The sequence below is a fragment of the Pseudomonas putida S13.1.2 genome (genome assembly GCF_000498395.2).
In the GTDB taxonomy this organism is placed as follows: Bacteria; Pseudomonadota; Gammaproteobacteria; order Pseudomonadales; family Pseudomonadaceae; genus Aquipseudomonas; species Aquipseudomonas putida_Q.
In genome coordinates this window covers 2,051,035-2,065,885 of record NZ_CP010979.1, presented here as the reverse complement: position 1 = coordinate 2,065,885, position 14,851 = coordinate 2,051,035, and the positions used below count along the sequence as shown (strand labels likewise).

The window sequence follows — 14,851 nt, the reverse complement described above, 5'->3', positions numbered from 1 at the left end:
GCCGGGCGGCTTCAGGCCCATGATCGGCGCACGCCGACCCTTTGATCAAGCCCCGCGTGTCACCCTGTAGGTGGCCGAAGGCTCCAGGCGCGCCTGCCAGCCGGGTGGCAGGACGATGTTGGTGGTGTCTTCCTCGATCACGCAGGGGCCATGCACGGTCTGCCCAGGTAACAGGCGGTTGCCGTTGAACACCGGTGTGGGTTGCCATTCGCCCTCGGCACTGAACAGCATCGGGCGGACACCTTCCGGGGCAGGCGCAGGTGGTTGGGCCGGGCCCTGCAACTCGGGCTGTGGCGGACGCGGCAGGTGACCAATCACCGAACACTCCAGGTTCACCAGCTCCACCGGGCTGTCAGGCTCGCTGTACGAGTACAGGGTCTGGTGGCGGCTGTGGAAGCGGCTGATCAGTGCGGCCAGGCCCGCGTCATCCAGTGCATGCTGCTGCAGCTCCACGCTGCATTCATGGATCTGCCCCAGATAGCGCATTTCCAGGGTGTAGTGGCAGCTGCTGGCCTGGTCGCCAAAGCCGTCTTCACGCAAGTTTGCCAGGCCTTGTTGACGCAGCTCGGCAAGGGCCTGGTTGAGCTGCGCCAGGTTGACGTGCCCGCCGTCCAGTCGCATGGACAGGCTGGTGAGCTGGTCGTAGCGGACGTCGGACAGGATCTGGCCGAACGCGCACAGGCCTGAGGCCACCTTGGGGATCAACACGGTCTGCATGCCGATTTCCTCGGCTAGGCGCACCACGTGCATGCCCGCCGCACCCCCAGCGCCGATCAGGGCGAAGTCGCGCGGGTCGTGGCCGCGTTCGATGGACACGCGTCGAATGCCGTTGACCATGTTCAGGTTGACCAGGGTGGTGATGCCGAATGCTGCGCGTTCCACGCTGATACCTAACGGTTCGGCGATCTTGCTGCGGATAGCGTCCAGTGCGGCTTGGCGGTTCAGGCGGATGCTGCCGCCCAGTAGTGCGCCGTCGGGCAGGTAGCCCAGGGCCAGGTTGGCGTCGGTTACCGTGGGTTCGCTACCGCCTTTGCCATAGCACACCGGGCCAGGCATGGCACCGGCGCTGCGTGGGCCCACCTGAAGCATGCCCAACTCGTCCAGGTGGGCGATAGACCCGCCGCCAGCACCCAGGGTTTCCACCTGGATCATCGGCACGCCGATGCGCTGGCGCAGAAAGTCGACGTCCTTGCTGAAGTTGGTACGGCCGGCGTTGGTCAGGGTGATGTCGAACGAGGTGCCGCCCATGTCTACGGTGATGACGTTATCGATACCGAACGGCCTCGCCACCGCCAGCCCCGCCTGTGGCGCCGAGGCGGGGCCGGAGTTGATCGCATTGACGGCGCGCTCGCGCATCAGGTGCCCGGGCGCCAGGCCACCGTTGGACTGGAAATAGCGCACTGGCTGCTGCGCGCCAAGCTCCTGGAACAGGCTGTCGATGCGCGCCACATAGCGCGCCATCACGGGGCTTAGGTAGGCGTTGACCACGGTGGTGGAGGTGCGGGTGTACTCGCGAATCTGTGGAAACACCTCGCAGCCGGTGCAGACGAACACCCCGGGCAGGGCGGCCCGTACCAGCTCGGCGGCCCGTTGCTCATGGCTGGGGTTGCGTACCGACCACAGGAAGGAAATGGCCACGGCCTGCACGCCTTCGGCCCGGAAGTAGTCGATGGCGTCGTGAATGGCGCGCTCGTCCAGCGGGCTGTGCTCACGGCCATCGCCGAGGATGCGCCCACCTACTGGGCGGCGCAGATGGCGTGGGGCAAGCATGTGCGCCGGCGGGTAATGGGCGTCGTAGCGGTGGCCTTCTTCCTTGTGGCCGAGGCGGATTTCCAGGCTGTCCTCATGGCCTTCGGTGCACAGCAGGCCCACCTTGACCCCGGTGCGCTCGATCAGCGCATTGAGGGCCACTGTGGTGCCGTTGATGCACAAGTCGCAGTTGGCGATCAGCTCGGCTGGGCTGCGCCCGGTGGCGTCGGCGATCTGCGCCAGGCCGGCGCGGATGGCCAAGGTGCCGTCCTGCGGCGTGGACGGGGCCTTGAACAGCTGCACGCCGCCGTCGCGGTCGGCCAGGATGAAATCGGTGAAGGTGCCGCCGGCATCGATGCCCAGGCGATATTGATTACGCATGATGGTTCTCCGGTCAGCGCTGGGCGCGGGCAAGGCGGGTTGCGGTTTCGTCGAGGCGGCCATCGTCATTGACGACGACGCCGTATTCCAGGGCTGCCCCTTGTGGCGAGACCAGGCCGTTGCGCACATCCTCCAGCACTGCTGCGACCGGACGGCGCAGCGGGTCACCGTAGCCACCACCACCGGGGTTGATGTTGATGATGCGTTCGCCGGGTTGCAGGGTAAGCATCGGGTTCTGCGTGTAGTGGTCTTCGCTACCGTCGGCGTGGCGATGGATCAGCCGGCCCAGTTTGGGATCGAGCAGGGCGTTGCGTGCCCCGGCCGCGCCGGCAGTGGGCAACTGGCGGCCCTCGCCGAAACCGACCACGGTCATGGCGTGGTCCAGCGGCTCGATCTCCAGGCGGGTGCCCGAACCACCGCGCAATTCACCGGCGCCACCACTGTCGGCCATCAGGCTGTAGCGGTGGATCAGCACCGGGTAGGCGTGTTCGAGCAGCTCGATATCACCGCTCATCAGCGCCCCGAAGCAGCACAGCGGGCCGCAGGCGTGCCAGCCATCCATCACCTGGTTGGCACCGGCGCCGGAAATGATCGAGGCCAGTACCATCGTCACGTACTCGCTGTCGCCGTTGCGCGGGTCGTGGCCGGCGATGTTGATGCCGCTGGTGTGCCCCCAGGAGGCCGTTACCCGCTGGGGTGAGGCCTGTTCCAGCGCGGTGCGCACAGCATCGGCCAAGGTTTCCATTGGCGTGGTGGTGCAGTTGACGTGGGGCGCCGGTTCTTCAGCGTTGCACAAGGTACCCCTGGGCCCGACATCGACCGTGACGCAGCGGTACAGGCCTTCGTTGTAGGGCGGCGCCACCTGGGCGAACATCATCAGCCCCAGGTATACGCCCGAGACCGAGTTGCCTTCGTAAGAGTTGATGAAGTAGGGCACTTGCGGCGGGCTGTCGATGCGCACGTGGGCCTGGTCACCACGGATCTGCACATGGGCGGTGATGGCCAGCTCGCCCAGGCCGTGGCCTGCATCTTCGAGCACGGCGGTGCCGCTGTAGTCACCGTCCGGCACGTCGCGCAACAGCGCGCGCATGTGCCGGTCGGCCATGTGCTTCAGCTCGGCAATGCACGCCCGCACCTGGGCCACGCCGTACTTGTCCAGCAGCTCCAGCAAGTGCCGCTCGCCGACCTTGCAGGCGCCGTACTGGGCATTGAGGTCGCCTTCCTGATAGGGGCGTGCGCGCATGTTGGTGAGCATGAAGTTGATCACGTCTTCGCGGCGCTTGCCCTTTTCCCACAGCTTGACCGGCGGAATGCGCAGGCCTTCGGCGTAGATCTCCTTGGCATCGGGGTTGTAGCCGGCCGGTACCGGGCCGCCGATGTCGGTCAGGTGGCCTTTGCACACCGTCCAGAACACCAGTTCGCCCTGGTAGTACACCGGCTTGTACATGCAGCAGTCGAGGATATGGCTGCCCTTGTAGGCGGGGTCGTTGTGGTAGATCACGTCGCCTTCGGCAATGTCGTCGCCAAAGAATTCGGCCACGCATTTCATGGCCGGGATAAGTGAGCCCAGATGGATGGGTATGTCCTGGCCTTGCAGGATCATTTCCGGCAGGTGGTCGAACAGCGAGTTGGAATAGTCGTGGGCCAGGTTGAACACACTGGAGCGCCCGGTCTTTTCCAGGGTCAGGGTCATTTCGCGTTGCGCTGTCTCCAGCGCACCCCGGACAACCGCAAGGGTGATCGGATCTACTGTCTGCATAGGTCACCAACGTTTGTTCTTGTGCTTTGGGTGCGTGCCGCGGCAGGGCGGCGCGTGGTGACAGGCTACGGGGCAGGGCGGGGGGAAGGCTTGTCGCTGGGTGTACTGGTTGTTGTGTTATGGCGCACTACCGGGGCGCTCACACAAGAGAACGTGCCCCCGTGTAGGAGCGGCCTTGTGTCGCGATGGGCTGCGCAGCAGCCCCAAATTCTGGCAGGTTGAGACCTACTGCCCCAGCATCTGCCGCACCAGCCATTGCCCCGCCGGCCCAAGCGCCCGCCGGCTCGACCAGGCCACATCCATATCCACCCGGCGCGGGTAACCCGCTATCTGCAACTCCACCAGCTCGTTGCCAAACCGCGCCACCAGCGCCCTGGGCAGTTCGGCCCAGCCAAACCCCCGCACGGCAAACTCCAGCAAGGTGAGGTAATCCGGTGCCGACCAGGCCTGGCCGCGGCCGTGGTGCAGGCTGGGAGCATAGGTCTTGATGTACAGCTGCCGTGCGTTTTCAAGGTGCTGCGTTTGCACCGTTTTCAGCCCCGCCAACGGGTGCTCGCTGGCCACATACACACCGAACTCCGCCTGCTCTGGCAGGCGCGCCACAGCAACGTCGGCGGGGTAGCTGGGCTGTGTGGCAAGGATGCCGACCTGGGCCAGGCCCTGTTGGACCATTTCGATCACATCGGCGTCTTCCGCCGGACCGCAGCGCAATTCGGTGTGCGGGTAGTGCTGTGCAAAGCGAGCCATCACCGCGCCCTGGAAGGTGACGCTATAGCTGTCCGACATCACCACTGAGACCAGCGCCTCGACGTTTTGCGCCAGCCTTACCGCCAGGGCATCGAGCTGGGCGCTGGCGTCCAGGATCGCTTCGACATGGCTTAGTACCTGTCGCCCCGCTTCATTCAGCGTGGGGTGGCGGCCACCGCGATCAAACAGCGAGCAGCCGATATCGGCCTCGAAATTGGCGATGGCGATGCTGATCGTGGACTGGCTTTTGCGCAATTTGCGTGCCGCCGCAGAAAACGAACCCAGCGATGCGGCTTCGACAAAGGCGACCAGAGCCTCGGGTGAGTAGCGCATGGTATTGATAAAACCGATGGTAGCTATGTCGCGAGTATCAGTTCTATCAAAGAAAATAGGAAGCACGACTCACGCAATGGATGGAATTTGCAATGAAAACGGTCTCTTTCACCGAACGCCTGGTACACGCCGTAGGCTACGAAGTATTCGCTGTGCTGCTGTGCGCACCGCTGTTGTCCTGGGTGATGGGCAAATCGCTGGCGACTGCGGGTGCCTTGGCGGTAACCCTGTCGATGATCGCCATGCTGTGGAACATGGTTTATAACGCGCTGGTTGATCGCTGGGTGCAGACTGAACGCATCAACTGGAAGGCCAGTGCGCGCTTTGTGCACGGCCTGGGCTTCGAGGCCGGGCTGGTGGTGTGGTGCCTGCCGGTGGCGGCGTGGATGCTGGATATTTCGCTGCTGCAGGCGTTCATGGTGGAGCTGGGTTTCTTCGTGATCATCCTGCCTTACACCGTGCTGTACAACTGGGCGTTCGACAAAGCCCGGCATCTGCTGATGCAGCGTCGCGTGGCATAAGTTGCCGGCGCCAATTCCGAAAGCTCACGCGTCCCCTGTGGGAGCGGCTTTAGCCGCGAACACCGGCGTAGCCGGTGCCAACCACCGCGGCGCCTGCTTCGCGGGTAAACCCGCTCCCACAGGGACCGTGAGTCATCCAACAAAAAACGGGGCATCCCATCGCTGGCATGCCCCGTTTTCATACAGCTGATGCGCCTCAGGCGACCTTGACGATCCAGCCTGCCGGTGCTTCAACATCACCGCTCTGGATGCCGGTCAGCTCGTTGTAGAGCTTCTGGGTAACCGGGCCGACTTTTACCAGGTCGTGGAACACGTGCAGTTTGCCGTTGTACTCGATACCGCCGATCGGGGTAATGACCGCAGCGGTACCGCAAGCGCCGGCTTCGATGAAGCGGTCCAGCTTGCTGATTTCGACATCGCCTTCGATCACGGTCAGGCCCAGGCGCGATTGCGCCAGTTCCATCAGCGACAGACGGGTGATGCCTGGCAGCACCGAGGCCGATTTCGGGGTAACGAACTCGTTGTTGCCGGTGATGCCGAAGAAGTTGGCCGAACCGACTTCCTCGATCTTGGTATGGGTCAGCGGATCGAGGTAGATGGCGTCGGCGAAGTTGGCCTTCTTGGCTTCAGCGCCTGGCTGCAGGCTGGCGGCGTAGTTGCCACCGACCTTGGCTGCGCCGGTGCCTTGTGGGGCGGCGCGGTCGAAGCTGGAGATCTGGAAGTTGTGCGGCTTCATGCCGCCCTTGAAGTACGAGCCCACCGGGATGGCGAAGACCGAGAAGATGAACTCGGGGGCGGTGCGCACGCCAATGTTGTCACCGGTGCCGATCACGAACGGGCGCAGGTAAAGGGCGCCTTTGCCGTGCGGTGGCACGAACTTTTCGTTGGCCTTGACCACTTGTTTGCACGCTTCGATGAACACATCGGTTGGCACATGCGGCATCAGCAGCCGCGCGCAGCTGCGCTGCATGCGGGCGGCGTTCTGGTCCGGGCGGAACAGGTTGATCGAGCCGTCCTTGCAACGGTAGGCCTTGAGGCCTTCGAAGCATTGCTGGCCGTAGTGCAGGGCCGTGGAGCCTTCACTGATGTGCAGCACGTTGTCGTCGGTCAGGGTGCCCTTGTCCCACTCGCCATTGCGCCATACGGACAGGTAGCGTTTGTCGGTTTTGATGTAGTCGAAACCCAGCTTGTCCCAGTTAATGCTTTCGTTGCTCATGACACCCTCATTGTCTTGCAAGTGCCCGATCGCTCGGGCTGCTGTTATATGCGCACCACGTCACCATAATACATCCGTCGCGGATCGGGAACGGCCAGTCACGAATTGATAGCCTGCGATGCTTTTTTTTCGGTTCCTACAACCGCAGGTACTCATCCAGTGCCAGGTTTTCCAGCAAATCCGCATCATGGGACCCCACTATCAGCGCCCCGCGAAACTGCCCGAGCATGCGCTCCAGGGCTGCCAGTGACGGCAGGTCCAGGTGGTTGCCGGGTTCGTCCAGCAGCAACAGGTCGAGTGGCCGCTCGCGGTACAGCACGGCGGCCAGCGCTGCCTTCATCCGCTCGCCGCCGCTGAGCAGGCTGCTGGGCAGCTCGATACGGGCCGCATCCAGGCCCAGTTGTGCCAGGCGGCTGCGCAACTCGCCCTGGGCCAGCACCGGGTTGGCTTGGCGCAGGTGTTCAAGCACGCTGCTGTGGCCTGCCAGCGTGCTGCAGTGCTGGTCGAGCAGGGCGGTTTCGCCACTGCGGCGCAACGTGTCGGGCGACGCCGGTAATTCCCCGTTCAGCAGCCTTAGCAGCGTGGACTTGCCACTGCCATTGGCGCCGATCAGGCCCAGCCGCTGGCCCAGGCACAAGCGCAGGTCAAGCGGTTTGCGGGTGCCATGGGGCAAGCGAAGTGCCTGCAACGCCAACACTTCGCGGCCCGCATGACGCTGGGGGGTGGGGGCATGCAAGGTAATCGCAGTGGCTTGCTCGACCTCGCGGGCGGCGTCATGCACTTTGCCCAGCAATGCTTGCCGGGCGTCGCGATGGTCGCGGTGCTGCTTGCCCGCCGTGGCCTGGCTGCGCTCCTGCTGGCGGTCGACCAGGATCTTGGCCTGGTTGGCATGCCTGGCTTGACGCCCGGCCCGGGCCTGATGGCGTTCCAGGTCTTCGCGCTGGCGCTGCAGTTCACGGGCTTGGCGTTGTTGCTGCTGCTTGAGCCGGGCAAGTTGCTGCTGGGCCTGCGCCACCTGGCTGGCTTTTTGTGCTGCATAGAAGCTGTAGTTGCCGCCATAGGCCTGCAACCCCAGGCTGGACAGTTCGACAATGCGCGCCATGTGCGCCAGCAGGCTGCGATCGTGGCTGATTACCAGCAAACCTCGGTCCCAGGCCTCGATCATGCTCAGCAGCTGGGCACGGGCGTTGCTGTCCAGGTGGTTGCTCGGTTCGTCGAGTATCAGGTAGTCGGCACCGCTGAGCCATGCGCCTGCCAGCGCCACGCGCATGGCCTGGCCGCCGCTTAGGCTGCGTGCGGGCTGGCGCCAGTCAAGGTGACCCAGGCCGTTGCGCTGCAGGTGCATCTGCAATTGCTCGCGGATATCCCAGCGCTCGCCAACGGTGTCGAAATCCTGGGGGTTGATGCTGCCTTGCTCGATGCGCTCCAGCGCCGCAACCACCGACCCCACCTGGGCCAGGTCGGCAAGCGTGGTGCTGCGCTCGATTACCTGCTGGTTCAGCAGGTGGACAGGCCCCCGGCGCCTGCACTGGCCGCTGCTCGGTGCACGCTGGCCGGCAAGAACCTGCCCTAACAGGCTCTTGCCCACGCCATTGCGCCCGACCAGGCCGGTACGCCGTTGGTCGAAGGTTTCGTTGAGGTCGGTAAACAGTAGCCGGCCATCAGGCAAGGCCAAGGAGACGCTGTCCAGCGTCAGGATCGACGTGTTCGTCATGCACAACTCCACAAATGCCGCGACATCTCCGGAGCAAACCGGAGGCTGAAGACTGGCCGTCGAACGGACGGCGGCATCAATGGCGCATTGGACGAACACCTCGTAATGGGGGAGTGCGTAGCCTAACGGCCCGTCGGGGGCGGGTAAAGTACCGCCCGCCGTGTATGGGTTTCCTGCACTGGCCTCATCGCCGGCAAGCCAGCTCCCACAGGTACTGCGCATGGCGGCAGGTCGGCGTGGTCAGGGTGGAGCTACAGGTACTGCGCATGGCGTCAGGTCGGCGTGGTCAGGGTGGAGCTACAGGTACTGCGCATGGCGTCAGGTCGGCGTGGTCAGGGTGGAGCTACAGGTACTGCGCATGGCGTCAGGCCGGCGCGGTCAGGGTGGGAGCTGGCTTGCCGGCGATGCGCCGCGCGAGCGGCGCCCGAGCTTGTCTGGCCCTGGGCTCAGCGCCCCGTCAAGCGCTTGGCCCAGTCGCCCCCGTGGCTCTTTTCGCAGGCCTCTTCGCTGTCAAACCGTACATGCCAGGCCGGGTGATCCAGTTGTATGCCGGCGTGGTCCAACGCCTGACGGGTCAGCGCAAGCATGCGTGCCTTTGCTTCACCCGCCACAGCAGCGACTTTGTCGGCCTCTTGTTCAAACACCCAAGTAATACGCAGGCTGGCCGGAAAATGCTCGGGATCGAGACAATGGGTAAGCCAGGTGAACCCGACGATTTCTGCCTTGGCGGTTTCACAGGCGTCCGTCAGGCACGCTACCAACTCCCGCTCCAGGCGGGCCATTTCGCGTTTGCCCAGCGCCTTCACAGGCTGGCCTCGTCATCGATCTGCTGGCAGAAGCGCAGGCGGTTGCCGAACGGGTCGCATACCTGCATCTGCAGGCCCCAGTCCAGGCGCTCGGCTTCGGGCCGGGCGTAACCGTACTGTTTGCCTTGCAGTTCATGCTCCAGCGCTCGCAAGTCGTCGAGGCGGGCGAACACTGTAGAGCCGGGGCAGGCATCGCCATGGTGCTCGGTAAGGTGCAGGATCAGGCCATCGCGGTGAATCTGCATGTACAACGGCAGGTCCGGGCTGAAGCGGTGCTCCCAGTCCAGGCTGAAACCGAGGAAATCCATGTAGAACTCCCTGGCCTTGTCGACCGAGAAGATGCGCAGTACCGGGATGGCGGGGGCGAGGGGCATGGGGCGTCCTTGACAGTGGGCAAAGTCGCCACTGTACCGCAGTGGTGTCAAGAGTTGTCGGCAAGCCCCGCAGCAATGGTTGACCACCCGCCAGCCACTGCGTAGCCTTGCCACTTCGAGGTTCTTCGGCCAGGCCGAAGCTAAGACGGGAACGCGGTACAAGCCGCGGCTGCCCCCGCAACTGTAAGCACCGACAACGGATCGACACAGCCACTGCGCCAACGTGCGGGAAGGCGTCATCCCGCCAGCCCGCTGTTCAACTGAACGGCGAACTGGAACGGTGCAAGCCAGGAGACCTGCCTCGCAACATTTTCGACTTTCAACCGGGCGGGGTGATCCGGTGGCGAACAAGCCCGGCCAACCTGGCCCGCGGCTCTCGTCCTGCATGCCCGCGCCACTCTGCCAAGGGCAATGCGACATGAAAACACTGGCCAAGCTCCCCGTTACCATCGTCACCGGCTTCCTCGGCTCGGGCAAGACCACCTTGCTGCGCCACATGCTCGACAACGCCCAGGGCCGCCGCATTGCGGTCATCGTCAACGAATTCGGCGAACTGGGCATCGACGGTGAAATCCTCAAGCAGTGCAGCATCGGTTGCACCGAAGAAGAAGCCAGCGGCCGCGTTTATGAGCTGGCCAACGGCTGCCTGTGCTGCACCGTGCAGGAAGAGTTCTTCCCGGTCATGCGCGAGCTGGTGGCACGCCGTGGCGACCTGGACCACATCCTGATCGAAACCAGCGGCCTGGCCCTGCCCAAACCGCTGGTGCAAGCCTTCCAGTGGCCAGAAATCCGCAACGCCTGCACCGTCGACGCGGTCATCACCGTGGTCGATAGCCCGGCCGTGGCTGCCGGCACCTTCGCCGCCTACCCGGACCAGGTGGATGCCCAGCGCAAGCTCGACCCTAACCTGGACCACGAATCGCCGCTGCACGAACTGTTCGCCGATCAGCTGGCCAGCGCCGATCTGGTGGTACTGAACAAGGCCGACTTGATAGACGCCGAAGGCCTGGCCAAGGTCCGCGCCGAAGTGGCCGAAGAACTGCCGCCGGCAGTCAAGGTGGTCGAGGCCAGCAGCGGCAAGCTGCCACTGGAGGTGCTGCTGGGCGTGGGCGCCGAGTCCGAGGCACACATTGATGGCCGCCGCACCCACCACGATTTGCACCACGATGGCGATGATCATGACGACCATGACCACGACGCTTTCGATTCCATTTCCATCGACCTGCCAGAGGCTGACGAAAGCCTGCTGCTCGACGCCTTGACCCAGCTGGTGGTGGAGTTCGGCATCCTGCGCGCCAAAGGCTTCGCTGCCATCCCGGGCAAGCCGATGCGCCTGCTGGTGCAAGGCGTGGGTACGCGTTTCGACAAGCACTTCGACCGCGCCTGGCGTGCCGACGAGCCGCGCATCACCCGCTTGGTGCTGATCGGCCAGGACCTCGACGCTGTCCAGCTGGAAGCGCGCCTGCGCCAGGCCTTGGGCGCCTGACCCGTGCACCTGCTGCGGACCCAGCCCGGCGGCTTCGTGCCGGATGACAGTATTGCCGACCTCGGCCAGACACCCGCCGAACTGGTGATTCTCTGCAGCGGCGATTCGCACCTGGCGTTGCTCGCCGATACCGCCGAGCAACTGCCTGAGGATTTCCCCAGCCTGCGCCTGGCCAACCCGATGCAGGTGCAGAACCACGCTTCGGTCGACCTGTATGTCGACCAGGTGCTGCGCCATGCCAAGGTCATCCTGGTGTCGCTGCACGGGGGCGTCGGTTACTGGCGCTATGGCGTCGAGCAACTGGTCGAGCTGGCTGCGCGTGGCGTGCAGCTGATTCTGGTGCCGGGCGATGATCGCCCGGACCCGGAACTGACTCGCCTGGGCACCGTCACGGGCGACCAGGCCGAGCGCCTCTGGCACTACTTGCGCCAAGGCGGCAAGGCCAATGCCATCAACCTGTACAAGTGCCTGGCCAACCAGTGGCTGGGCCGCGATTATGCCTGGGACGAGCCGCAACCCTTGCCGCGCACCGCTGTGTATCACCCGGCCAAGGGTAGTGTGGCACTGGAAGACTGGTACCCGCACTGGCACCCGGATTACCCGGTAGCGCCGCTGTTGTTCTACCGCTCGCACTTGCAGGCGGCCAATACCGCATTCATCGACGTGTTCTGCCAGCGCCTGCAGGCCGCTGGCTTGAACCCGTTGCCGATCGCCGTGGCCAGCCTCAAGGAAAGCACCTGCCTGGAGCAGGTCGAAGCCTGGCTGGACGAGGTCGGTGCCGAAGTGCTGGTCAATACCACCGGGTTTGCCCTGTCCAGTCCCGAACGGCCTAACCTGCGCCCGTTCCGCCGCGACATTCCGGTGCTGCAGGCCATCTGCGCGCAGGACAACCAGCCCGGCTGGGAGGCCAGCGAACAGGGACTGGGCGCGCGCGACCTGGCCATGCACATCGCCTTGCCCGAACTGGACGGGCGCATCATTACCCGCCCGGTCAGTTTCAAGGACATGGCCTGGCGCAGCGAGCGCAGCCAGTCCGACGTGGTGTGCTACCGCGCCCACCCCGAGCGCATGGACTTTGTCGCCGAGCTGGCCCGCCGCTGGGTCGAACTGGCGCGCCTGCCCAATGCCCAGAAACGCGTCGCCCTGGTGCTGGCCAACTACCCGACCCGCGATGGCCGCATTGGCAACGGCGTCGGCCTGGACACGCCCGCTGCCGCACTTAACATTCTCCAGGCGCTGCAGGCCGAAGGTTATCCGCTGGCCGATTTGCCGGGCAGTGGCACGCAACTGGTTCACCAGTTGCTCGGCGGCGTGACCAACGACCTTGACCACCTTGACCAGCGCCCTTGCGCCCAGAGCCTGAGCCTGGCCGACTACCAGGCCGCCTTCGAGCGCCTGCCCGAGGCCAATCGCCAGGCAGTGCTGGAGCGCTGGGGGCCGCCCGAGCAGGACCCGATGTACCGCAGCGGCCGGCTGATGGTGGCCGGCTTGCGCTTTGGCCTGACCTTCGTCGGTATTCAGCCCGCCCGGGGCTACCAGGTGGACCCTAGCGCGGTATATCACGACCCCGACCTGGTGCCGCCGCACGGCTATCTGGCGTTTCACTTCTGGCTGCGCCACGCGTTCGCCGCCGACGCGGTGATCCATGTCGGCAAGCACGGCAACCTTGAGTGGCTGCCCGGCAAGGGCGTCGGCTTGTCGGCGCAGTGCTGGCCGGACGCGCTGCTTGGCCCACTGCCGAACATCTACCCGTTCATTGTCAACGACCCGGGCGAGGGTGCCCAAGCCAAGCGCCGTACCCAGGCGGTGATCATCGATCACCTGATGCCGCCACTGACCCGTGCCGAAACCTACGGCCCGTTGCGCCACCTGGAGCAACTGGCCGACGAGTTCTACGAAGCGCAGCTACTCGACCCGCGGCGTGCCCGCGAGTTGCAGCGCGACATCCTCGAGCTGGTCAAGGTCAACCACATCGACCGTGAGCTGCAGCTGGAAGGGCAGTTGGACGATGCCGCCGTCTGGCTACCGCGCCTGGACACCTACCTGTGCGACCTGAAGGAATCGCAGATTCGCGATGGCCTGCATGTGTTTGGCCAGTCGCCAGCAGGCCGGCTGCGCCTGGATACGCTGCTGGCACTGGTGCGGGTTGAGCGTGGCGACGGTCGTGGCGGTAATGCCAGCCTGTTGCGGGCCTTGGCCAAGGCATTGGTGCCAGGCTTTGACCCGCTCGATTGTGAGCTTGGGCTGCCCTGGCAGGGCGTACGCCCTGAGCAGCTTCAGGCCATGAGCAGTGAACCCTGGCGCACCTGTGGCGATACCCGCGAACGCCTGGAGCTTCTGGCGCAGCAGGTGATCGAGCAGGCGCTGGGCGGCACCCTGCAGCTTCCCGGTATGGGTGAATGGCAGCCGGTGCATGATGTGGTGCAGGCCTTGCGCGAAGCGGTGGCGCCCAGCCTGGATGCCTGCGGCGCTGCTGAAATGAATGGCCTGCTGGCGGCGCTGGCCGGGCGATTCGTGCCTGCCGGCCCCAGCGGTGCGCCCAGCCGTGGGCGCCTCGACGTGCTGCCCACCGGCCGCAACTTCTATACCGTGGACGTGCGCAACCTGCCCACCACCACGGCCTGGCGCCTGGGCTTCGCCTCGGCCAGCCTGATCCTCGAGCGCCACCTGCAGGACCACGGCGATCACCTGCGCCAGCTCGGCCTGTCGGTGTGGGGCACGGCTACCATGCGTACTGGCGGCGACGACATCGCCCAGGCCATGGCGCTGATGGGCGTGCGCCCGGTGTGGGCCACCGGCAGCCAGCGCGTTGACGATTTTGAAATACTGCCGCTGAGCTTGCTCGACCGCCCGCGGGTGGATGTGACCTTGCGCGTTTCCGGCTTCTTCCGCGATGCCTTCGGCAACCTTATCCGTCTGTTCGATGCCGCCGTGCAGGCGGTGGCCGCGCTGGACGAGCCCGACGACCTCAACCCCTTGGCCGCCCGGGTACGCAGCGAGCGTGCCACGCTGCTGGGGCAAGGCGTTGCCGCCGAGCAGGCCACGCGCCAGGCCGGCTGGCGGGTGTTCGGTGCCAAACCCGGTGCTTATGGTGCCGGGGTGCAGAACGCTATCGACGGGCGGCTGTGGCACAGCCGCGACGACCTGGCCGAGGTCTACCTCAACCACGGCGGCTACGCCTACGGCGCCAGCGACGACGGCACTCCGGCCCGCGCCCAGTTCGCCCAGCGCCTGGCCAAGGTGCAGGCGGTGCTGCAGAACCAGGACAACCACGAGCACGACCTGCTCGATTCCAACGATTACTACCAGTTCCAGGGGGGCATGCTGGCAGCGTCGGAAACCTTGTCCGGGGCGGCGGTAGCCAGCTACCACGGCGACCACAGCCAGGTAGACCGACCGCGCATCCGTACCCTCAAGGAAGAGCTGAACCGGGTGATCCGCGCCCGCGCGCTCAACCCCAAGTGGATCGACGGGGTAAAGCGCCACGGCTACAAGGGTGCCTTCGAGATGGCGGCGACGGTCGACAACCTGTTCGCCTTCGATGCCACCACGCACCTGATCGACGACCATCATTACCAGGGGCTGGCCGATGCCTACGTGCTCGACCCGGCTACCCGCGATTTCATGCGCGAGCACAACCCCGAGGCCCTGCGCGACCTTACCGAGCGCCTGCTGGAGGCCCAGCAGCGCGGGCTGTGGCAGGCGCCTGGCGAGTACCGCGAAGCCCTTGAGGCGCAACTGCTCGACGGCGAGGAACAGGCTTGA

10 protein-coding genes and 1 riboswitch are annotated in these 14,851 nt (G+C 65.2%); of the genes, 3 read left to right on the top strand and 7 right to left on the bottom strand.

Going from position 1 to position 14,851, the window contains the following annotated elements; genetic code table 11:
• Positions 1 to 45 precede the first annotated feature (45 nt).
• From N805_RS09315 to N805_RS09305, 3 genes are all read right to left on the bottom strand, one after another.
• Positions 46 to 2,130, bottom strand: a complete 2,085-nt coding sequence (locus N805_RS09315) for a hydantoinase/oxoprolinase family protein (protein WP_028613824.1) — start codon at positions 2,128 to 2,130, stop codon at positions 46 to 48.
• Between the two features lie 13 nt (positions 2,131 to 2,143).
• Positions 2,144 to 3,823, bottom strand: a complete 1,680-nt coding sequence (locus N805_RS09310; RefSeq protein WP_230685730.1) for a hydantoinase B/oxoprolinase family protein — start codon at positions 3,821 to 3,823, stop codon at positions 2,144 to 2,146.
• A gap of 291 nt (positions 3,824 to 4,114) precedes the next feature.
• Complete coding sequence (locus tag N805_RS09305; protein WP_028613826.1) at positions 4,115 to 4,969, bottom strand: LysR family transcriptional regulator; 855 nt, start codon at positions 4,967 to 4,969, stop codon at positions 4,115 to 4,117.
• Positions 4,970 to 5,061: 92 nt separating this feature from the next.
• Here N805_RS09305 and N805_RS09300 point away from each other — a divergent pair, with 92 nt between their 5' ends.
• The gene (locus tag N805_RS09300; RefSeq protein ID WP_028613827.1) at positions 5,062 to 5,490 is read left to right on the top strand and encodes a multidrug/biocide efflux PACE transporter; all 429 of its coding nucleotides are present in this window, start codon (positions 5,062 to 5,064) and stop codon (positions 5,488 to 5,490) included.
• Positions 5,491 to 5,686: 196 nt separating this feature from the next.
• Here the strand turns inward: N805_RS09300 and N805_RS09295 are convergent, their stop codons facing one another.
• The 4 genes from N805_RS09295 to N805_RS09280 form a co-directional block, all read right to left on the bottom strand.
• On the bottom strand, positions 5,687 to 6,706 hold the full coding sequence (locus N805_RS09295) for a branched-chain amino acid aminotransferase (protein ID WP_019473779.1): 1,020 nt from the start codon (positions 6,704 to 6,706) through the stop codon (positions 5,687 to 5,689).
• 136 nt (positions 6,707 to 6,842) lie between these two features.
• A complete protein-coding gene (locus tag N805_RS09290; RefSeq protein WP_019473780.1) occupies positions 6,843 to 8,420 on the bottom strand; it encodes an ATP-binding cassette domain-containing protein in 1,578 nt (525 codons plus the stop codon).
• Between the two features lie 446 nt (positions 8,421 to 8,866).
• Positions 8,867 to 9,226: a hypothetical protein gene (locus tag N805_RS09285; protein WP_028613828.1), complete on the bottom strand. Its 360-nt coding sequence runs from the start codon at positions 9,224 to 9,226 to the stop codon at positions 8,867 to 8,869.
• On the bottom strand, positions 9,223 to 9,600 hold the full coding sequence (locus tag N805_RS09280) for a glyoxalase superfamily protein (RefSeq protein WP_028613829.1): 378 nt from the start codon (positions 9,598 to 9,600) through the stop codon (positions 9,223 to 9,225). Before N805_RS09280 ends, N805_RS09285 begins: the two co-directional genes overlap by 4 nt.
• A 101-nt stretch (positions 9,601 to 9,701) precedes the next feature.
• A riboswitch (cobalamin riboswitch) is annotated at positions 9,702 to 9,919 on the top strand.
• A gap of 99 nt (positions 9,920 to 10,018) precedes the next feature.
• On the opposite strand from N805_RS09280, the gene cobW reads away from it, so the two are divergent.
• The gene (gene cobW, locus N805_RS09275; protein ID WP_028613830.1) at positions 10,019 to 11,086 is read left to right on the top strand and encodes a cobalamin biosynthesis protein CobW; all 1,068 of its coding nucleotides are present in this window, start codon (positions 10,019 to 10,021) and stop codon (positions 11,084 to 11,086) included.
• A 3-nt stretch (positions 11,087 to 11,089) separates the two neighbouring features.
• Positions 11,090 to 14,851: a cobaltochelatase subunit CobN gene (cobN, locus tag N805_RS09270; protein WP_028613831.1), complete on the top strand. Its 3,762-nt coding sequence runs from the start codon at positions 11,090 to 11,092 to the stop codon at positions 14,849 to 14,851.